General features: G+C 71.1%; 14 protein-coding genes and 1 pseudogene. 7 read left to right on the plus strand and 8 right to left on the minus strand.

The window, feature by feature from the left end:
- Positions 1–7: 7 nt before the first annotated feature.
- The 8 genes from QEG98_RS37150 to QEG98_RS37185 form a co-directional block, all read right to left on the minus strand.
- Positions 8–436 carry a hypothetical protein gene (locus tag QEG98_RS37150; RefSeq protein WP_090487921.1) on the minus strand — a complete coding sequence of 143 codons (429 nt, stop codon included), beginning with the start codon at positions 434–436 and terminating at the stop codon, positions 8–10.
- A gap of 23 nt (positions 437–459) precedes the next feature.
- Positions 460–1,104, minus strand: coding sequence for an anti-sigma factor family protein (locus QEG98_RS37155; RefSeq protein ID WP_090487919.1), 645 nt, complete (start codon positions 1,102–1,104; stop codon positions 460–462).
- A gap of 72 nt (positions 1,105–1,176) precedes the next feature.
- The gene (locus tag QEG98_RS37160; protein ID WP_186817864.1) at positions 1,177–1,791 is read right to left on the minus strand and encodes an RNA polymerase sigma factor; all 615 of its coding nucleotides are present in this window, start codon (positions 1,789–1,791) and stop codon (positions 1,177–1,179) included.
- Positions 1,792–1,872: 81 nt separating this feature from the next.
- Complete coding sequence (locus QEG98_RS37165; RefSeq protein ID WP_316564692.1) at positions 1,873–2,616, minus strand: Immediate early protein ICP0; 744 nt, start codon at positions 2,614–2,616, stop codon at positions 1,873–1,875.
- Positions 2,617–2,882: 266 nt separating this feature from the next.
- A complete protein-coding gene (locus QEG98_RS37170; RefSeq protein ID WP_316564693.1) occupies positions 2,883–3,413 on the minus strand; it encodes a hypothetical protein in 531 nt (176 codons plus the stop codon).
- A gap of 1 nt (position 3,414) precedes the next feature.
- Positions 3,415–4,320 carry an oxygen-dependent coproporphyrinogen oxidase gene (gene hemF / locus QEG98_RS37175; RefSeq protein WP_316564694.1) on the minus strand — a complete coding sequence of 302 codons (906 nt, stop codon included), beginning with the start codon at positions 4,318–4,320 and terminating at the stop codon, positions 3,415–3,417.
- 83 nt (positions 4,321–4,403) lie between these two features.
- Positions 4,404–5,162, minus strand: a complete 759-nt coding sequence (locus QEG98_RS37180) for a hypothetical protein (RefSeq protein WP_090487910.1) — start codon at positions 5,160–5,162, stop codon at positions 4,404–4,406.
- 90 nt (positions 5,163–5,252) lie between these two features.
- Positions 5,253–5,543 carry a DUF3467 domain-containing protein gene (locus tag QEG98_RS37185; protein ID WP_011556689.1) on the minus strand — a complete coding sequence of 97 codons (291 nt, stop codon included), beginning with the start codon at positions 5,541–5,543 and terminating at the stop codon, positions 5,253–5,255.
- Between the two features lie 125 nt (positions 5,544–5,668).
- On the opposite strand from QEG98_RS37185, the gene QEG98_RS37190 reads away from it, so the two are divergent.
- The 7 genes and pseudogenes from QEG98_RS37190 to QEG98_RS37225 all read left to right on the plus strand — a co-directional run bounded on the left by QEG98_RS37190 (position 5,669) and on the right by QEG98_RS37225 (position 13,850).
- The gene (locus QEG98_RS37190) at positions 5,669–6,424 is read left to right on the plus strand and encodes an alpha/beta hydrolase (RefSeq protein ID WP_316564695.1); all 756 of its coding nucleotides are present in this window, start codon (positions 5,669–5,671) and stop codon (positions 6,422–6,424) included.
- 65 nt (positions 6,425–6,489) lie between these two features.
- Complete coding sequence (locus QEG98_RS37195) at positions 6,490–7,218, plus strand: ABC transporter ATP-binding protein (RefSeq protein WP_316564696.1); 729 nt, start codon at positions 6,490–6,492, stop codon at positions 7,216–7,218.
- Positions 7,215–9,755 carry an ABC transporter permease gene (locus QEG98_RS37200; RefSeq protein ID WP_316564697.1) on the plus strand — a complete coding sequence of 847 codons (2,541 nt, stop codon included), beginning with the start codon at positions 7,215–7,217 and terminating at the stop codon, positions 9,753–9,755. The genes QEG98_RS37195 and QEG98_RS37200 overlap by 4 nt, the downstream gene beginning before the upstream one ends.
- A gap of 138 nt (positions 9,756–9,893) precedes the next feature.
- Positions 9,894–10,445, plus strand: a pseudogene (locus tag QEG98_RS42490) (lipocalin-like domain-containing protein); the annotation flags it as partial.
- 129 nt (positions 10,446–10,574) lie between these two features.
- Positions 10,575–10,994 carry a lipocalin family protein gene (locus QEG98_RS37215; RefSeq protein ID WP_410478095.1) on the plus strand — a complete coding sequence of 140 codons (420 nt, stop codon included), beginning with the start codon at positions 10,575–10,577 and terminating at the stop codon, positions 10,992–10,994.
- A gap of 188 nt (positions 10,995–11,182) precedes the next feature.
- Positions 11,183–12,058 (plus strand): hypothetical protein, encoded by an 876-nt coding sequence (locus QEG98_RS37220; protein ID WP_316564699.1) that lies wholly within the window; start codon positions 11,183–11,185, stop codon positions 12,056–12,058.
- 682 nt (positions 12,059–12,740) lie between these two features.
- On the plus strand, positions 12,741–13,850 hold the full coding sequence (locus QEG98_RS37225; RefSeq protein WP_316564700.1) for a hypothetical protein: 1,110 nt from the start codon (positions 12,741–12,743) through the stop codon (positions 13,848–13,850).
- Positions 13,851–13,872: the final 22 nt, after the last annotated feature.

The raw sequence follows: 13,872 nt of genomic DNA on the forward strand, positions 1-13,872 counted from the left end.
GGGGGAGCTACCGCGCGGGAGGGGAGAGCACGAGGATGAGCTCCCCGCCCACGTACTTGCCAGCCTTCTGGTAGACGGCGCCCTGGCGGCCCAGCTCCACGTCCAGCGTGGGCTGACGGGGAATGGCCACGCGCACCGTGGCCGTGCCGTCCTTGATGCCCTGCAGCTGCAACGTCGCGTTGGCGCCGTTGGGCAGCTTCACCTCGGAGGCGCTCTTCGCGCTCACCGTCAGCACCTCATTCGAGAGGCGCTTGAACGAGGTGAAGCTGAAGTTCTGCTTCTGGAACTGCTCCTTCATCTTCTCCAGCTCGGGCGGGTCGACCTCGGCGCCCTTCTTCGAGGCGAGCACCACCTCGACCTGGACCTGGACTTTCGCGTCTTGTGCGCTGGCGGCCATGGGCAGCAGCAGGCCCAGCCCCAGCAGCGCCCACAGCATCCGGCCCGACGACACGTGTCTTCTCACAAGGAACCTCCCGACGGCCTGGGGGCGTCGGGGGCCGGGCGCGCGGGGACGTTGCGCCCGCTTGCGTCTGGCTGACCGACACCTGTCTGGTCCTGCCGCTCACCCTTCTCCGCGCCGGGAGACAGGACGTCCGAGTCCTCGTCCACCAGCCAGATGATGGTGCCCCCATTGTCCGTCTCCATCACCACCGGCGCCACCTGGGCGTTGCGGTAGGGCTGGATGGACTTCACCGTCATGCGCTCGGAGGCGTACCCCACCGGCGCCCGGTCGCTCGTCAGCAGGGGTACCCCCACCAGTACCAGCACGGCCGCGGTGGCCAGCGACGAAATCATCGCGGTGCGCTGGTAGAGGAACATTTCGGACACTGCCAGCTTCAGCCGCTCCATGAGGGGCGGCTTGTCCGGCGTCACCCGCGCCATGACGCGCTGGGTGAAGTCCTTGAAGTCCACGTCGTCCACGGCCATGTCCAGGCCCACTCGCAGCAGCCCGGATTCCGCGCGCAGGTCCGCCGCCCGCCCGGTGCAGTCCCGGCAGGCCGCCAGGTGCCGCTCCACGTTGACGCGCTCGCCGGAGCTCAGCTCTCCGTCGACGTACGGGGACAGCATGGGTACGAAACGCTCACACGCGGGATTACCGGCCATTGGTTCCACCTGCTTGCTGGAAGGGGCTGCGAAAATTGGGACGGGCAGGTCCCTCAGATATTCGAGGCCCGCTCACTCACTGCCCACGCCGCTCTTCGCTTCGTCCAACTCCAGGTATTCACTGAGGATTTTCTGGACCTTGGCCCGGGCATGGAAAAGCCGGCTCATCACCGTGCCCTTGGGGATGTCCAGGGTGCGTGCGAGGTCGTCGTAGGACATGCCCTCGATTTCCCGCAGCAGGAGGATGGCCCGGTGCTTCTCCGGCACCGTGGCCAGGGCCTCCTGGATCTTCTCCGCCAGTTCGCGGCGCAGCGCGCTCTTCTGGGGGTTGGTGCCCAGCCGGCTGCCCAGGGCGCCGATTCGGGCCTCGGACAGGTCCATGGTCTGGCTCTCGTCGAACTCCACGGCCTCGCCGCCCCCGCCACGCTTGCGGATGACGTCGATGCAGATGTTGACGGTGATGCGGTAGAGCCACGTGTAGAAGGACGAGTCGCCCTTGAAGTGGTCCAGGTACTTGTAGACCTTGACGAACGCCTCCTGGGAGACGTCCATCGCTTCCTCCTTGTCCTTCAGCATGCCCAACGCAACGGCGTACACCTTGCGCTGGTAACGCTCGACGAGGAGTTTGAAAGCGCGCTGGTCGCCGGTCCGGACGCGCTTGACGAGAGTGAGGTCGTCGGTTGCCAAGTAGGTGCGGCAACCTAGCACAAGCGGACACAATCCAAGGAGATTCGCGCCGGCGAAGGCGCCGCCGGCGGGCCGACGGGCCTAGAGGCTGACGAGCGCCGTCACGGCCAGCGCGATGGCCAGCAGCACCAGCAGTGCGCCGAACGTCACCCGGTCCCACTGCCCCTCCGCCACCGCCCCGTCGTCTGGCCCCGCGCGAAAGCGGTGCAGCACGTTCCACAGCATCCGCGCGCCCAGGCGGCGGTTCGTCCCACGTCGGCGCGGGGCGTCCCCGGCTTGCTGCGCGTCCTCTGATGAAGAGGCCTCGTCGCGTGGACGCAGCGCGGGCATGACGGGGCCGTGAAAAGCCGTGGCCGCGCGAGCGCCGGCCGCCTGGACCAGCGGCTGCTCGGCCGGCCGGGCCGCGGCTTCCTCGGAGTGACGCACCTCGGGAGGCGGCTCCAGCCGCACCTGGGCGGCCCGCGTCCGGGCTTCGGCGGGGGTGCGGGCTTCCATCACCCACAGGCCCCGCGTCACGCCGTCCTCGCCGGTGTGCGCGTCCCGCAGCTCGGCGAAGCCCTGCCCCTCCAGCGCCTCGCGGAAGGCCCGGCGCGCCTCGGGCTGGGGCGGGTGCCGCGCCGCCGCCGTGGCGTAGGCCGTGTAGAACGCCCACAGCCGCGTGGCTCGCTCCGAGCCCGGCACCTGCGGCGGCGACAGATGTGAGGCCAGCAGCGCCGCGTCCGCCCCGAAGCGCTGCCCCAAGGCCTCCTGCCCCGGCGTGTCCTCCAGACCCGGTGGCACCAGCTCCGCCACCGACTTCACCGGCGCGCGCTCCTGGCCGCCCATGGGGGGTGCAGGGGCGGAGGCAATCGCGGGCGGAAGTTGTCCCCCGGCCGGGGCGGCTGCGCCGGCGGGCCCCAGTCCTGGAGCCGAGGCCCCGGCGCGCCCCGACCTTCGGGGCGTCTGGCGCCACCACCGCCCCCCAGCGAGCGGAGGGCGCGGTCAATCACGTTGGGGATGCGGAAGGAGGGCATGGGCAATGCCTCATTCTGGCTTGGGGAGGCCCGGCTCCCTGATTTTCTGCGGACGGAAGCGCGGGGTTGCGCGACGGACTATTCGCCCTCGCGCTCCACCTCGATGGGCCTCGTCATTCCGTTGGCATCCAGACGAACGCGGTAGAGGGAGTTCAGCCCGTCGCCGTCGAAGTCACCCCGCGCGATGCAGGACACCTCCGGCTCGCCCACGGGGCTCTCCTGCACCACCACCTGGTACTGGAAGTGGACCTTTCCGTCGGGCTCGAAACCAATCCGGTGAAAGGTTTCGTCCTTGGGGAAAGCCACGGCCCTGCCGCCGCGCGGCACCTCCTTCGGCGTGGGGCCCGCGGTGACGTAGACGCCGTGCTCATCGCGGTAGGCCTGGACGGCGTCACACAGCGTGAGCACGTTGACGCGGGCCTCGGCATCGCTGGGGGGCGCCGCCTTTGTGGCGGGGCGCGCCGCCTGTGTGGCGGGGGGCCTTTCCGAACACTGCGTCACCAGCAAGTGGCCCGCGGTCACCGCGATCACGCCGACGACGACGATGGGATGGGCCCGCCTCCTCGTCCTCCGGACCGGCGCGTTCCAGTCCGGCTCATTCAAACCCATCTCAGCCTCCTCTCGCCCAGTCGCGTGGCTGGCGAAGCACCTCCACCAACCGAGCCTCCGGCGTTCCGGGCTCGGGGTGGTAGTCGTAGCGCCAGCGGACCTGGGGCGGCAAGGACATGAGGATGGACTCGATGCGCCCGCGCGTCTCCAGTCCGAAGACGGTGCCCCGGTCATAGACGAGGTTGAACTCCACGTAGCGCCCGCGCCGCACCTCCTGCCAGAAGCGCTGCCCCTCCGTCACCGGCGTGTCCTTGCGCCGCTCGGCGATGGGCAGGTACGCGTCCAGGAAGGCCCGGCCGCAGTCCTGGATGAAGGCGAACTCCTTCTCCAGCTCCCCACCCATGTTCTCGAAGAAGATGCCGCCCACCCCGCGCGTCTCCTCGCGGTGGCGCAGGTAGAAGTACTTGTCGCAGGCGCTCTTGAAGCGCGGGTAGTAGCCCGCGTCGTGCTTGTCACAGGCCGCCCGGTGCACGCGGTGGAAGTGCGCCGCGTCCTCTTCATAGAGGTAGTAGGGCGTCAGGTCCGCGCCGCCGCCGAACCACGCCTTCCCGCCCTGATGGATGAAGCGGTAGTTGGCGTGCACGGTGGGCACATGCGGGTTGCGCGGATGCAGCACCAGGGAGATGCCACCCGCCCAGAAGTGGCGGCCCTCGCCCTGGAGCTTCTGCGCGAACTGCTCCTCCAGTTCGCCGTACACCACGGACGTGTTGACGCCGGCCTTCTCCAGCACGGCGCCGTCCTCCAGCACCCGGCTGCGTCCACCGCCGCCGCCCGGCCGGGTCCAGGAGTCCTCGCGGAAACGCGCCGAGCCGTCCAGCCGCTCCAGGCCGCCGCAGATGTCGTCCTGCAGCGACCGGATGAAGCCCGTCATCCGCTCCTTGAGGTTCTCCACGTCCACCGTCGTCATTCGCTCTCCCGAAGGCTCGGCGCGCGGGGGCGCCCGCGTCAGGCCTACACCAACTTCCCGGTCCCGCGGAGAACTCCCGCGCACTACTGCTGCATCGAGTATTCGTCCGGGGCCTCGAAGTCCACGGGCGGGACGGCCGGCGCCATCTGTCCCGCCGCGTCGAAGGCCTGGATGCGGGCCCGGTAGCTGCGGCCGTCCTCCATGGCGAAGGTGCCGCTGCAGGCCTCATGGCCGATGAAGGCGGTGTTGTTGCTCACCGGCACCACGTACTGCTGCACGCTGGGGCCAGGACGGCGCGGCTCCAGCTTCACCACCAGGTACGCCGGGCTGTCCTCCTTCAGCGACAGGTTGAGCCGCACGAAGCGGGCGGTGCCCTGCGCGGTGCGGCGAAGGAAGCCCTCGGAGACGGCGGGCCGCTTGAGCCAGCGAGGGGCCTGCTTGTCCGGCCCCTTGCCCGTGCGCCACTCGGGCAGCATGGTGCCCCGGCCGTTGAGGAGCGCTACGTTGGGCAGCGCCTCGTCCACGCGCAGCGTGTAGCGCTTGTCCGCCTCCATGGCCCCGGCGGGCTTGAGGATGACGGTGACGCGGCCCAGGCTGCTCTCCCAGCCGCGCTGCACCGCCACCTCGACGACGTGGCTGTCCGACACCAGCCGCAGCTTCTTCCCCACCAGCGCGGCCACCTGGGGGCGCGCCGTCCCGACGCCTTCCAACAGGAAGCGGGAGTTGGTGGGGATGATGGAGCCCGGTGTGGGGAAGAGCTGCACGCCATCCCCCAGGCACTGGGCCGCGGCGGAAGAGGCGTAGAGCGATACGAGCAAGGGGACCAGGAGTCTCAGCACCATGGCCCCGAGTCTGCGCGCCACCGGGCCCGAAGGCCAGCGAAGCGCCCGAGGAAACACGCGACGTGTGGGTTCCCCCGGCGAAAACGGCGCTCAGTGCATGCCGCCGTCTTCCTCTGGAATCGCGATGGGGCCGAACTTCGCCTCGTAGCGCTGGATGTTGTCCTGCATCGCCGCCACCAGGCGCTTCATGTGCTTGGGGTTGGTGATGATGCGCGAACGCACCCGGGCCTTGGGCTGCTGGGGCTGGACGTAGATGAAGTCCAGGGTGAACTCGGTGTCGGAGTGGTTCACCAGGGCCATGTTGACGTACTGACCATTGGCCACGTCTTCGTCCATCTGAATCTGCAACTGCATGTCCGGGGGCTTCGGAGTGTCCGCCATGAGGCAGGGGGCATAGCGCCTGCGCTCGCGCGTGGCCAGTGTCACGGCGTGAGCCCGCTCCCAGAAGCCGCCCCCATGGACCCGAGAAAGACGGCGCCCTTCGAGCTGGGCCGCGGCCAGGAGGTGTGCCTGCTCCTGCATGGCTTCACGGGGAGCCCCTGGGACGTACGCCCCTGGGCGAAGCCCTGGCGGTCCGTGGTCTGCGCGTGGTGGCGCCGCGCCTGCCCGGCCATGGCACCACCCCGCAGGCCCTGCTCAACGTCACCTGGCGTGACTGGTTGGCGGCGGCGGAGCGCGCCCTGCACGCGCTCCGGGGCCACCGGAGTGTGTTCGTGGCGGGCCTGTCCATGGGCGCGCTGCTGGCGCTCGAGCTGGCCGCGCGGCATCCAGAAGAGATACGCGCGCTGACGCTGATGGCGCCCGCCGTGCGCTTCCGGGGGCCGCGCATGTTCCTGGTCCGGCAACTGGCGCGCACGCCTGTCCTGGAGTGGACGCGTCCGTGGGTGGCGAAGACGGGCACCGACATCTCGGACCCGGAGGCGCTGGCGGAAGCGCCCGTGCTGCCCGCCTTTCCCGTGGCCCGGCTGCGTGACTTGTGCACGTTGCAGGCGCTGGCCATCCGGGACGCGGCCCGCGTGCGCTGCCCCACCCTGGTGGCGGTGGCGGAGCAGGACCACGTCGTGGACCCGGAGGGCGGGCGGTGGCTCGCACGGCGCCTCACCGCGGCGCCGTCGGTGCGCGTCCTGTCGCTGCGGCAGGGGTATCACGTCATCCCTCGGGACACGGCGGGGCCCTTGCTGGCGGCGGAGGTCGGAGACTTCCTGGCGCAGCAGCGGAGCGCCCCGTGGTGGGTGTCCGCGTCGCCCGCCGCTGGCGCCTGAACGGGGTGCGGGCATGCGCTGAAGGTCGAGCGACGGACAGGGCATCCGTGTATGGAGAAGCCCCCATGTCCCCGCCCGACTCCCCTCCCCTGGTCGAACTGCGCGACGTCACGAAGGCCTATGCCGAAGGCGACACCACGCGCGAGGTGCTCTCCGGCGTGCGGCTCTCCTTGCGTCGAGGCGAGTTCGTGGTGCTGCTGGGGCGCAGCGGCTCGGGCAAGTCCACGCTGCTCAACCTCATCAGCGGCATCGACCTGGCCAGTCAGGGCGAGGTCCGCGTGGATGGCCGCGACCTGGGACGGATGAATGAGCGCGAGCGCACGCTGCTGCGGCGCGAGCGCATCGGCTTCATCTTCCAGGCCTTCAACCTGCTCCCCACGCTGACGGTGGAGGAGAACGTGCGGCTGCCGCTGGAGCTCAACGGCCAGGGCGGCGCGGAGGCCAGTGCGCGGGCGCGGGCGTTGCTTGAGCAGGTGGGGCTCGGCACCCGCGCCAGCAGCTTCCCAGACCGGCTGTCCGGCGGCGAGCAGCAGCGCGTCGCGGTGGCCCGCGCGCTGGCCCATGAACCCCCGCTGCTGCTGGCGGACGAGCCCACCGGCAACCTCGACGAGGCCACGGGACGGCAGGTGTTGGACCTGCTGGAGGCGCTGACCCGGAAGGGCAACACCTGCGCGCTCGTCGTCACCCACGAGCCCGGCCTGGTGGCCCGCGCTCACCGCGTCCTGACGATGGAGGGCGGCCGGCTGGTGGAGGTGGAGCACACGCCCATCCGCGCGATGAAGGAGGCGCTGTGAAGGGGCTGCTGGTCCGCTCCAGCCTGCGCCACCTGGGCCGCCACCCGTGGCTGACGGCCCTGTCGCTGCTGGGCATCGCGCTGGGCGTGGCGGTGGTGGTGTCCATCGACCTGGCCAGCGGCAGCGCCCTGCGCGCCTTCGAGCGCTCCACCGACGCGGTGGCCGGACGCGCCACGCACCAGCTCCTGGGCGGCTCCACGGGCGTGCCGGAGGCGGTGTACCAGGCGCTGCGCGTGCGCCCCGGCGCCCCCGTGGCCGCGCCCGTGGTGGAGGGCTACGTCCAGGCGGCGGTGGGCGACAAGCGCACGCTCACCGTGCTGGGCGTGGACCCCTTCGCGGAAGGGCCTTTCCGCGACTACGCCCGGGGCGAGGCCGTGGGGAACGTGAGCGCGCTGCTCACCGAGCCGGGCGCGGTGATGCTGAGCGCCCGCGCCGCGCGCGCCCTGGGCCTGTCCACCGGCGACACGCTGCCGGTGCGTCTGGAGGGACTGGAGAAGCCGCTGCGCGTGGTGGGGCTGCTGGAGCCCGCGGACGAGGACACCGCGCGGGCCCTGGAGGCCCTGGTGCTCACCGACGTGTCCACCGCGCAGGAGCTGCTGGGGCACACCGGCCGGCTGACGCGCGTGGACCTGCGGCTGACCGGCGGCGACGCGCAGGAGCGCGAAGTGGCGGCCACGCTGCCGCAAGGCCTGGAGCTGGTGCGCGCCGCCGCGCGAGCGGGCACGGTGGAGCAGATGACGCGGGCCTTCCGCACCAACCTCACCGCGCTGTCGCTGCTGGCGCTCGTGGTGGGGATGTTCCTCATCTACAACACCATGACGTTCTCCGTCGTGCAGCGGCGCGGGCTGCTGGGCCGCCTGCGCGCGGTGGGCATCACCCGGCGCGAGCTCTTCGCGCTGGTGCTGGGCGAAGCGGCCGTGCTGGGCGCGGTGGGGACCGTGGCGGGCTTGCTGTTGGGCGTGTTGCTGGCGCGAGGGCTGGTGGAGCTCGTCACCCAGACGCTCAATGATTTGTATTTCGTGGTGAGCGTGCGGCGGCTGGCGCTGGAGCCCTTCACCCTGTTCAAGGGGCTGGCGCTGGGACTGGGCGCCACGCTGCTGGCCGCGCTGGTGCCCGCGTGGGAGGCCGCGCGTTCGCCGCCGGTGACGACGATGCGCAGGTCCACGCTGGAGGACGTGTCGCGCGGACGGGCGCCCCGGCTGGCGCTGCTGGGCCTCGGGGTGCTGGCCGCGGGCACCGTGCTGCTGCGGTGGCCCACCCAGGCGCTGCTTCCCGCGTATGGCGGCCTCTTCTCGGTGCTGCTGGGCGCGGCGCTGCTGGTGCCCTGGGCCACGCAGACGGTGTCCTCGCTGGCGGCACGGCCGCTGGGCATGGCCTTTGGTCTGCTGGGGCGCATGGCCGCGCGGGGTGTTCACACCAGCCTCAGCCGCACCTCCGTGGCGCTGGCGGCGCTGATGGTGGCGGTGGCCACCACAGTGGGCGTGGGCCTCATGGTGTCCAGCTTCCGGGGCACGGTGGTGTCGTGGCTGGACACCTCGCTCCAGGCGGACGTGTTCATCTCGCCGCCCTCGCTCGTGGCGCGGCGCGGAGGCGCGACGCTGCTCCCCGGTCTGGCGGAGACGCTGCGCGGCACGCCGGGCGTCGCGGGCAGCAGCACCCTTCGCGTGGCGAACGTGCGCGTGGACGGCGTGCCCACGGACCTGATGGCCGTCGACTTCTCGCGCACGCCGGTGCGCCCCTACACCTTCAAGCAGGGCGACGCGGAGACGGCGTGGCGTGAGCTGGAGTCCTCGCCCGACACGATTCTCGTCTCGGAGCCCTTCGGCTTCCACCGGGGCGTGGAACTGGGGGACACCGTGCGACTGGCCACGGACAAGGGCCCCCGCGACTTCCGCGTGGTGGGCGTGTACTTCGACTACGGCTCCGACGTGGGCACGCTGCTGATGCCACGCACCACCTACGAGCACTGGTTCGACGACCGGGGCATCAGCGGCGTGGCGCTGTACGCGGCGCCCGGCCAGGACGTGGATGCGCTGGTGACCTCGGTGCGCGAGCGCGCTGGAGACGCCCAGGCGCTGCTGGTGCGCGCCAACCGCTCGCTGCGGCAGGCGTCCCTGGACGTCTTCGACCGCACCTTCACGATTACGCAGGTGCTGCGGCTGCTCGCCATTGGCGTGGCCTTCGTGGGCGTGCTGAGCGCGCTGATGGCGCTGCAACTGGAGCGGGCACGCGAGTTCGCCGTGCTGCGCGCCACCGGCCTGACGCCGGAGCAACTCTGGGGATTGGTGTCACTGCAGACAGGACTGCTGGGACTGCTGGCGGGGCTGTTCTCCGTGCCGTTGGGCGTGGGGCTGGCCTACGTGCTGGTGCACGTCATCAACCAGCGTTCCTTCGGCTGGACGCTGCAACTGGCCCTCACGCCCCAGACGCTGGTGCAGGCTGTGGTGCTGGCGCTGGTGGCGGCGGCGCTGGCGGGCCTCTACCCCGCCTGGAAGATGGCGCGCGCCCATCCCGCGCTGGCGCTGCGGGAGGAGTGACACATGAGCAACGGCCGGGGACTCGTCGTGGGAACGGCGGTGGTGCTGGTGGGGCTGGCGGCGGCCGTGGTGGCCATCACCCGCGAGCCACCACTGCCCGCGCTGCGACAGGGCGGCACGCTGACCGTGGCCAGCGCCATGAGCGGCAGCACGGAGGGCTACGCGCGCGCGGAGGAGCCTCGGGACTTCCACTTCCCCGAGGACCACGGCCCGCATCCGGAGTACCGCACGGAGTGGTGGTACTGGACGGGCAACCTGGAGACGGAGGACGGGCGCGCCTTCGGCTACCAGTTCACCCTGTTCCGCAACGCGCTGGCCCCCGAGGCCGCGCCGCGTGACTCCGCCTGGGGCGCGAGCCGGTCTACATGGGGCACTTCGCGGTGACGGACGTGGCCCGTGGCGGATTCCACGCCTCGGAGCGCTTCAGCCGCGTGGCGCTGGGACTGTCCGGCGCCACCGCGCAACCGTTCAAGGTGTGGCTGGAGGACTGGGAGGCGGCCAGCGCGGGCCCGTCCACCGCCCATGCGGCTGCGCGCGCGGACCGACGCGGTGACACTGGAGCTGCTCCTGGAGCCGGGCAAGGCACCCGTGCTCCAGGGCGACCGGGGCCTGAGCCAGAAGAGCGCGGAGCGCGGCAACGCGTCCTACTACTACTCCATGACGCGCATGCCCTCGCGCGGCACGGTGCGGGTGGACGGGCGCACGTACGCGGTGAAGGGCCACAGCTGGATGGACCGCGAGTGGAGCACCAGCGCGCTCGGCGCGAACCAGGTGGGCTGGGATTGGTTCTCGCTCCAGCTCTCCGATGGCAGCGAGCTGATGTACTACCAGCTCCGTCACCGGGACGGCTCGCCGGACGCGTTCAGCACCGGCCTGTGGGTGCCTCCCGAAGGCACGGGTGAAGCGGTGCGCGTCGGCCGCGACGACATGAAGCTCACGGTGCTGGACACCTGGAAGAGCCCGCGCAGTGGCGGCGAGTACCCGTCACGCTGGCGCATGCAGGTGGATTCGCTGGGCCTGGACCTCACCGTGACACCGCGCCTGGCGGACCAGGAGCTCCCCGTCAGCGTGCTGTACTGGGAAGGCACGGTAGGCCTGGAGGGGACGCGCGCGGGCCAGCCCCTCACGGGGCGCGGGTATGTGGAGCTGACGGGCTACGCGGACACGCAGGGGCCTCAGCGCAGGGAGTCCCAGGCGCGAGGCACGCCGGAGGCGCAAACCCCGCGGAACATCCGGTAGCGCATCCTCGCCTCCAACCCGGGGGCATCCCGTTCGCCAACTCCAGACAGCCGGAATCGCCGAACGGCCAGGGCAAACGCTTTGCCGCCTGCCTGGATTGCCCGGGCCTCCGCTCCAGTGGCACGAAGCAGGTGCCAGGGCCTTCACCGGCGCGTGCCCGGTGAGAACGGGAGCGGACCATGCAACGGATGCGAGCGAGCTTTCTGATTCGGGGCGTGGACGGAAGATTGCGACACGGCAAGGCGCTCTTCTCGGGCCTGGCGTATTCCTTGAGGCACGACGGCACGCTGGATTCGCTGATGGCGGCGGCGGAAGGTGTCATCACCGGCCCCTCCCCCGACTGGCTCCCGCTGCCCGAAGGCGGGCTGCGCGTGAACAGCGCGCTGCTGGAGATGCCCGAGGACTACGGCCCTCGCCTCTTCCAGGGCCGGCCCTTCACGGGCGTCGCCTATGCCTTCACGCGCAACGGCTACTGTACCTCCGAGGTGGAATACGCGGGCGGCTTCGCCACCGAGGTATCCGAGCGGCGCTGGTACGTGTCGGGACAACCCAAGATGCACGTGGACGGCGGGGAGTACACGTCCTGGTTCCCCGACGGACGCATCCAGCGCCGGGGCTTGAAGGGTGAGCTCGTCTACGGCCTCAACACGCGGGACGACGGCCACCTGCGGGAGCTGGTGCTGCGGGACGCGAGCTTCCTGGACATGGAGATTTTGAGCGCGCTGACGCCGACGGAGGAGTTCCAGATGCTCGGCGGCGCGGTCGACACGGCGATGCTGCACACGCTGCGAGAGCAGACGGACATCGGCGCCGTCCCAAGACTCCGGCTGGTGCAGACCCGCGTGGGCGCGGAGGGCGTCGAAATCCTGGCCGCCTTCAAGAACCTGCGGGAGGTCTGGTTCGACGGCAACCCGGGCCTGGGGCTCCAGGAGGCCCGGAAGCTCGAGCGGCTCCGGCCCGGCTGCGTGGCGCACCACGTGGACCCCGACGCGCTCCCGCTCGTGCGCAGGCCTCGCGTCCTGTCCTCCGCGGCCAACGGACACACGGCACGTCCCCGAGGGTGAGGCGTCCGGGTTCCTCGTGAGAGCAGCGCGGAGCCCTGCCGCTTCCTCGGCCTTCCCCTGCCCCACCCCACTGCCTGACATTCCCCCCTGGCACCCTGCTTGCCTCTGGAGTCAGGACGCGAAGTGACGCGTCCAAAGACAGACGCCGGAGGCGGACCCAGGTATGAGCGGACTTGGACAGGGCAGATGGTGGGCGGGCGTGCTCGGGCTGACGTTGCTGCTGAGCTGTCATGGCAGCGAGCAGCTCCAGTCGCCGCCGTCCACAGACGATGGGATTGGCGAAGGGAACGAACCACCCCCACCGAGCCGCCCGGAGAGCCACCACCGGGCGAAGGCGAGGAGCCGCCGCCCGAAGAGGGTCCGGACTCGGGGACGCCCGTGGACCCACCCCGGTGGAGCCCGACGCGGGCACGAACGGTCCCGTGGGCGGCGAACCCATTCCCCCTGACAGCGCGAGCTGGCGCTTCTGGGGTACCGCCGAGGGCGGCCTCGCGAGGTCCTGGGTGTCACCCAGGACGAGGGAGGCAACATCTGGGTCGCGGGCGGCGAGGACGGCCTGTGCCTCCTGCGTCCGGGCGCCACCGCCCTGCGTTGCTACACCCTGGCGGACGGCCTGAAGCCCTGGGCGCCGTGGAAGGGCAAGGACCCAGCGCCCGAAGCGCGCTACCTCAAGGTCCTCTCGGTGACGGGGGGCCCCGCGGGCACCGTCTTCGTCGGCTACGAAGGCCGGCCCAACTGCGAGAGCGAGTTCTACAAGGCCCCCGGCGTGTTCGAGGACCCCGCCATCTACAAGAGCGGTGACGCGGACCGCGTGGAGCTCCAGCCGGACGGAACGCTCCGCGTGGTGCACTACGACATCCACTCGCCCGCGCACTCCGTGCCCGGTTACGGCCACCGCGAGAAGCTCTGCTCGGTGAACCGCATCATCTGGGACAAGGCACGCAACAGCCTGTGGTTCGCGTCCAACCACGGCCTGGCGTGGGGTGAGCCCGACTATCAGGGCGGCGAGGCGTGCGCCAACGCCGAGGTCGTCGCCGCCAACGCGTGGGTCTACACGGGGGGCGAGAAGCGCCAGCGCTGCAAGTTCGGCGTCATGGAGCACGTCCATCCCGCCATCGCGATGGGCGACGGCACCAGCGAGGACAGCCGGCTCGCCGGAGACGTCTGGGGCGTGGCGGTGCGGCCCGACGGCGACGTCTGGCTGGGCACGCACATCCGGACCACGCGGTTCAAGATCATGACCAACGCCGTGGGCCACGAAGGCACCGGCGCGCCATGGAACTTCGAGATGGCGCGCAAGCAGAGCGAGGAGAAGAAGCACGTCGCCAACCGCATCGACCTGTGGCCGGACGCCGTGGCCGAACCCCAGTTCCCCACCCATGCGCAGCGCAAGGACGACCTGGTGAGCGACCTGGTGCTGATGCCGGACGGCACCGTCTGGGTGTCCAGCTTCGCGTGGGGCCTGGCGAAGCTGAGCGACGCCGGACTGGTGACGGGCTACCTGCTGGAGGGCGACGGCGACCGCAACATTTCCTCGCTGGAGCTGGACACGCGCGACGGCAGCCTCTGGATTGGCCACCGCTGGGGCAAGGGCCTGAGGCGCATGCACGGCGAGGGGGCCTTCGTCAGCCACAACCCGGCGCTCGGAGGGCTGTCCGCCCTGCCCGTCTGGGACATCCAGATGGTGGGCAGCGGTGACGCGCGCAAGGTGCTGGTGGCCTTCAGCGCCCAGCGGGACGCGACGGGCGCCATCGTCCGCCCTGGGGCCATCGGCGTCTACAGCGGGAAGTAGGCAGACCGGCTGGCTGCCTCCC

The sequence above is a fragment of the Myxococcus sp. MxC21-1 genome, from assembly GCF_032612255.1.
Lineage (GTDB): Bacteria > Myxococcota > Myxococcia > Myxococcales > Myxococcaceae > Myxococcus > Myxococcus virescens.

What these genes read in the sequence shown, in the direction of transcription:
- QEG98_RS37195 (WP_316564696.1), top strand. Translation starts at nt 6,490, where the DNA reads ATGTCCCCGCCCGACTCCCCTCCCCTGGTCGAACTGCGCGACGTCACG.
- QEG98_RS37165 (WP_316564692.1), bottom strand. Translation starts at nt 2,616, where the DNA reads ATGGGCGGCCAGGAGCGCGCGCCGGTGAAGTCGGTGGCGGAGCTGGTG.
- QEG98_RS37180 (WP_090487910.1), bottom strand. Translation starts at nt 5,162, where the DNA reads ATGGTGCTGAGACTCCTGGTCCCCTTGCTCGTATCGCTCTACGCCTCT.
- QEG98_RS37215 (WP_410478095.1), top strand. Translation starts at nt 10,575, where the DNA reads ATGTACTACCAGCTCCGTCACCGGGACGGCTCGCCGGACGCGTTCAGC.
- QEG98_RS37150 (WP_090487921.1), bottom strand. Translation starts at nt 436, where the DNA reads ATGCTGTGGGCGCTGCTGGGGCTGGGCCTGCTGCTGCCCATGGCCGCC.
- QEG98_RS37155 (WP_090487919.1), bottom strand. Translation starts at nt 1,104, where the DNA reads ATGGCCGGTAATCCCGCGTGTGAGCGTTTCGTACCCATGCTGTCCCCG.
- QEG98_RS37220 (WP_316564699.1), top strand. Translation starts at nt 11,183, where the DNA reads ATGCGAGCGAGCTTTCTGATTCGGGGCGTGGACGGAAGATTGCGACAC.
- hemF (WP_316564694.1), bottom strand. Translation starts at nt 4,320, where the DNA reads ATGACGACGGTGGACGTGGAGAACCTCAAGGAGCGGATGACGGGCTTC.
- QEG98_RS37170 (WP_316564693.1), bottom strand. Translation starts at nt 3,413, where the DNA reads ATGGGTTTGAATGAGCCGGACTGGAACGCGCCGGTCCGGAGGACGAGG.
- QEG98_RS37185 (WP_011556689.1), bottom strand. Translation starts at nt 5,543, where the DNA reads ATGGCGGACACTCCGAAGCCCCCGGACATGCAGTTGCAGATTCAGATG.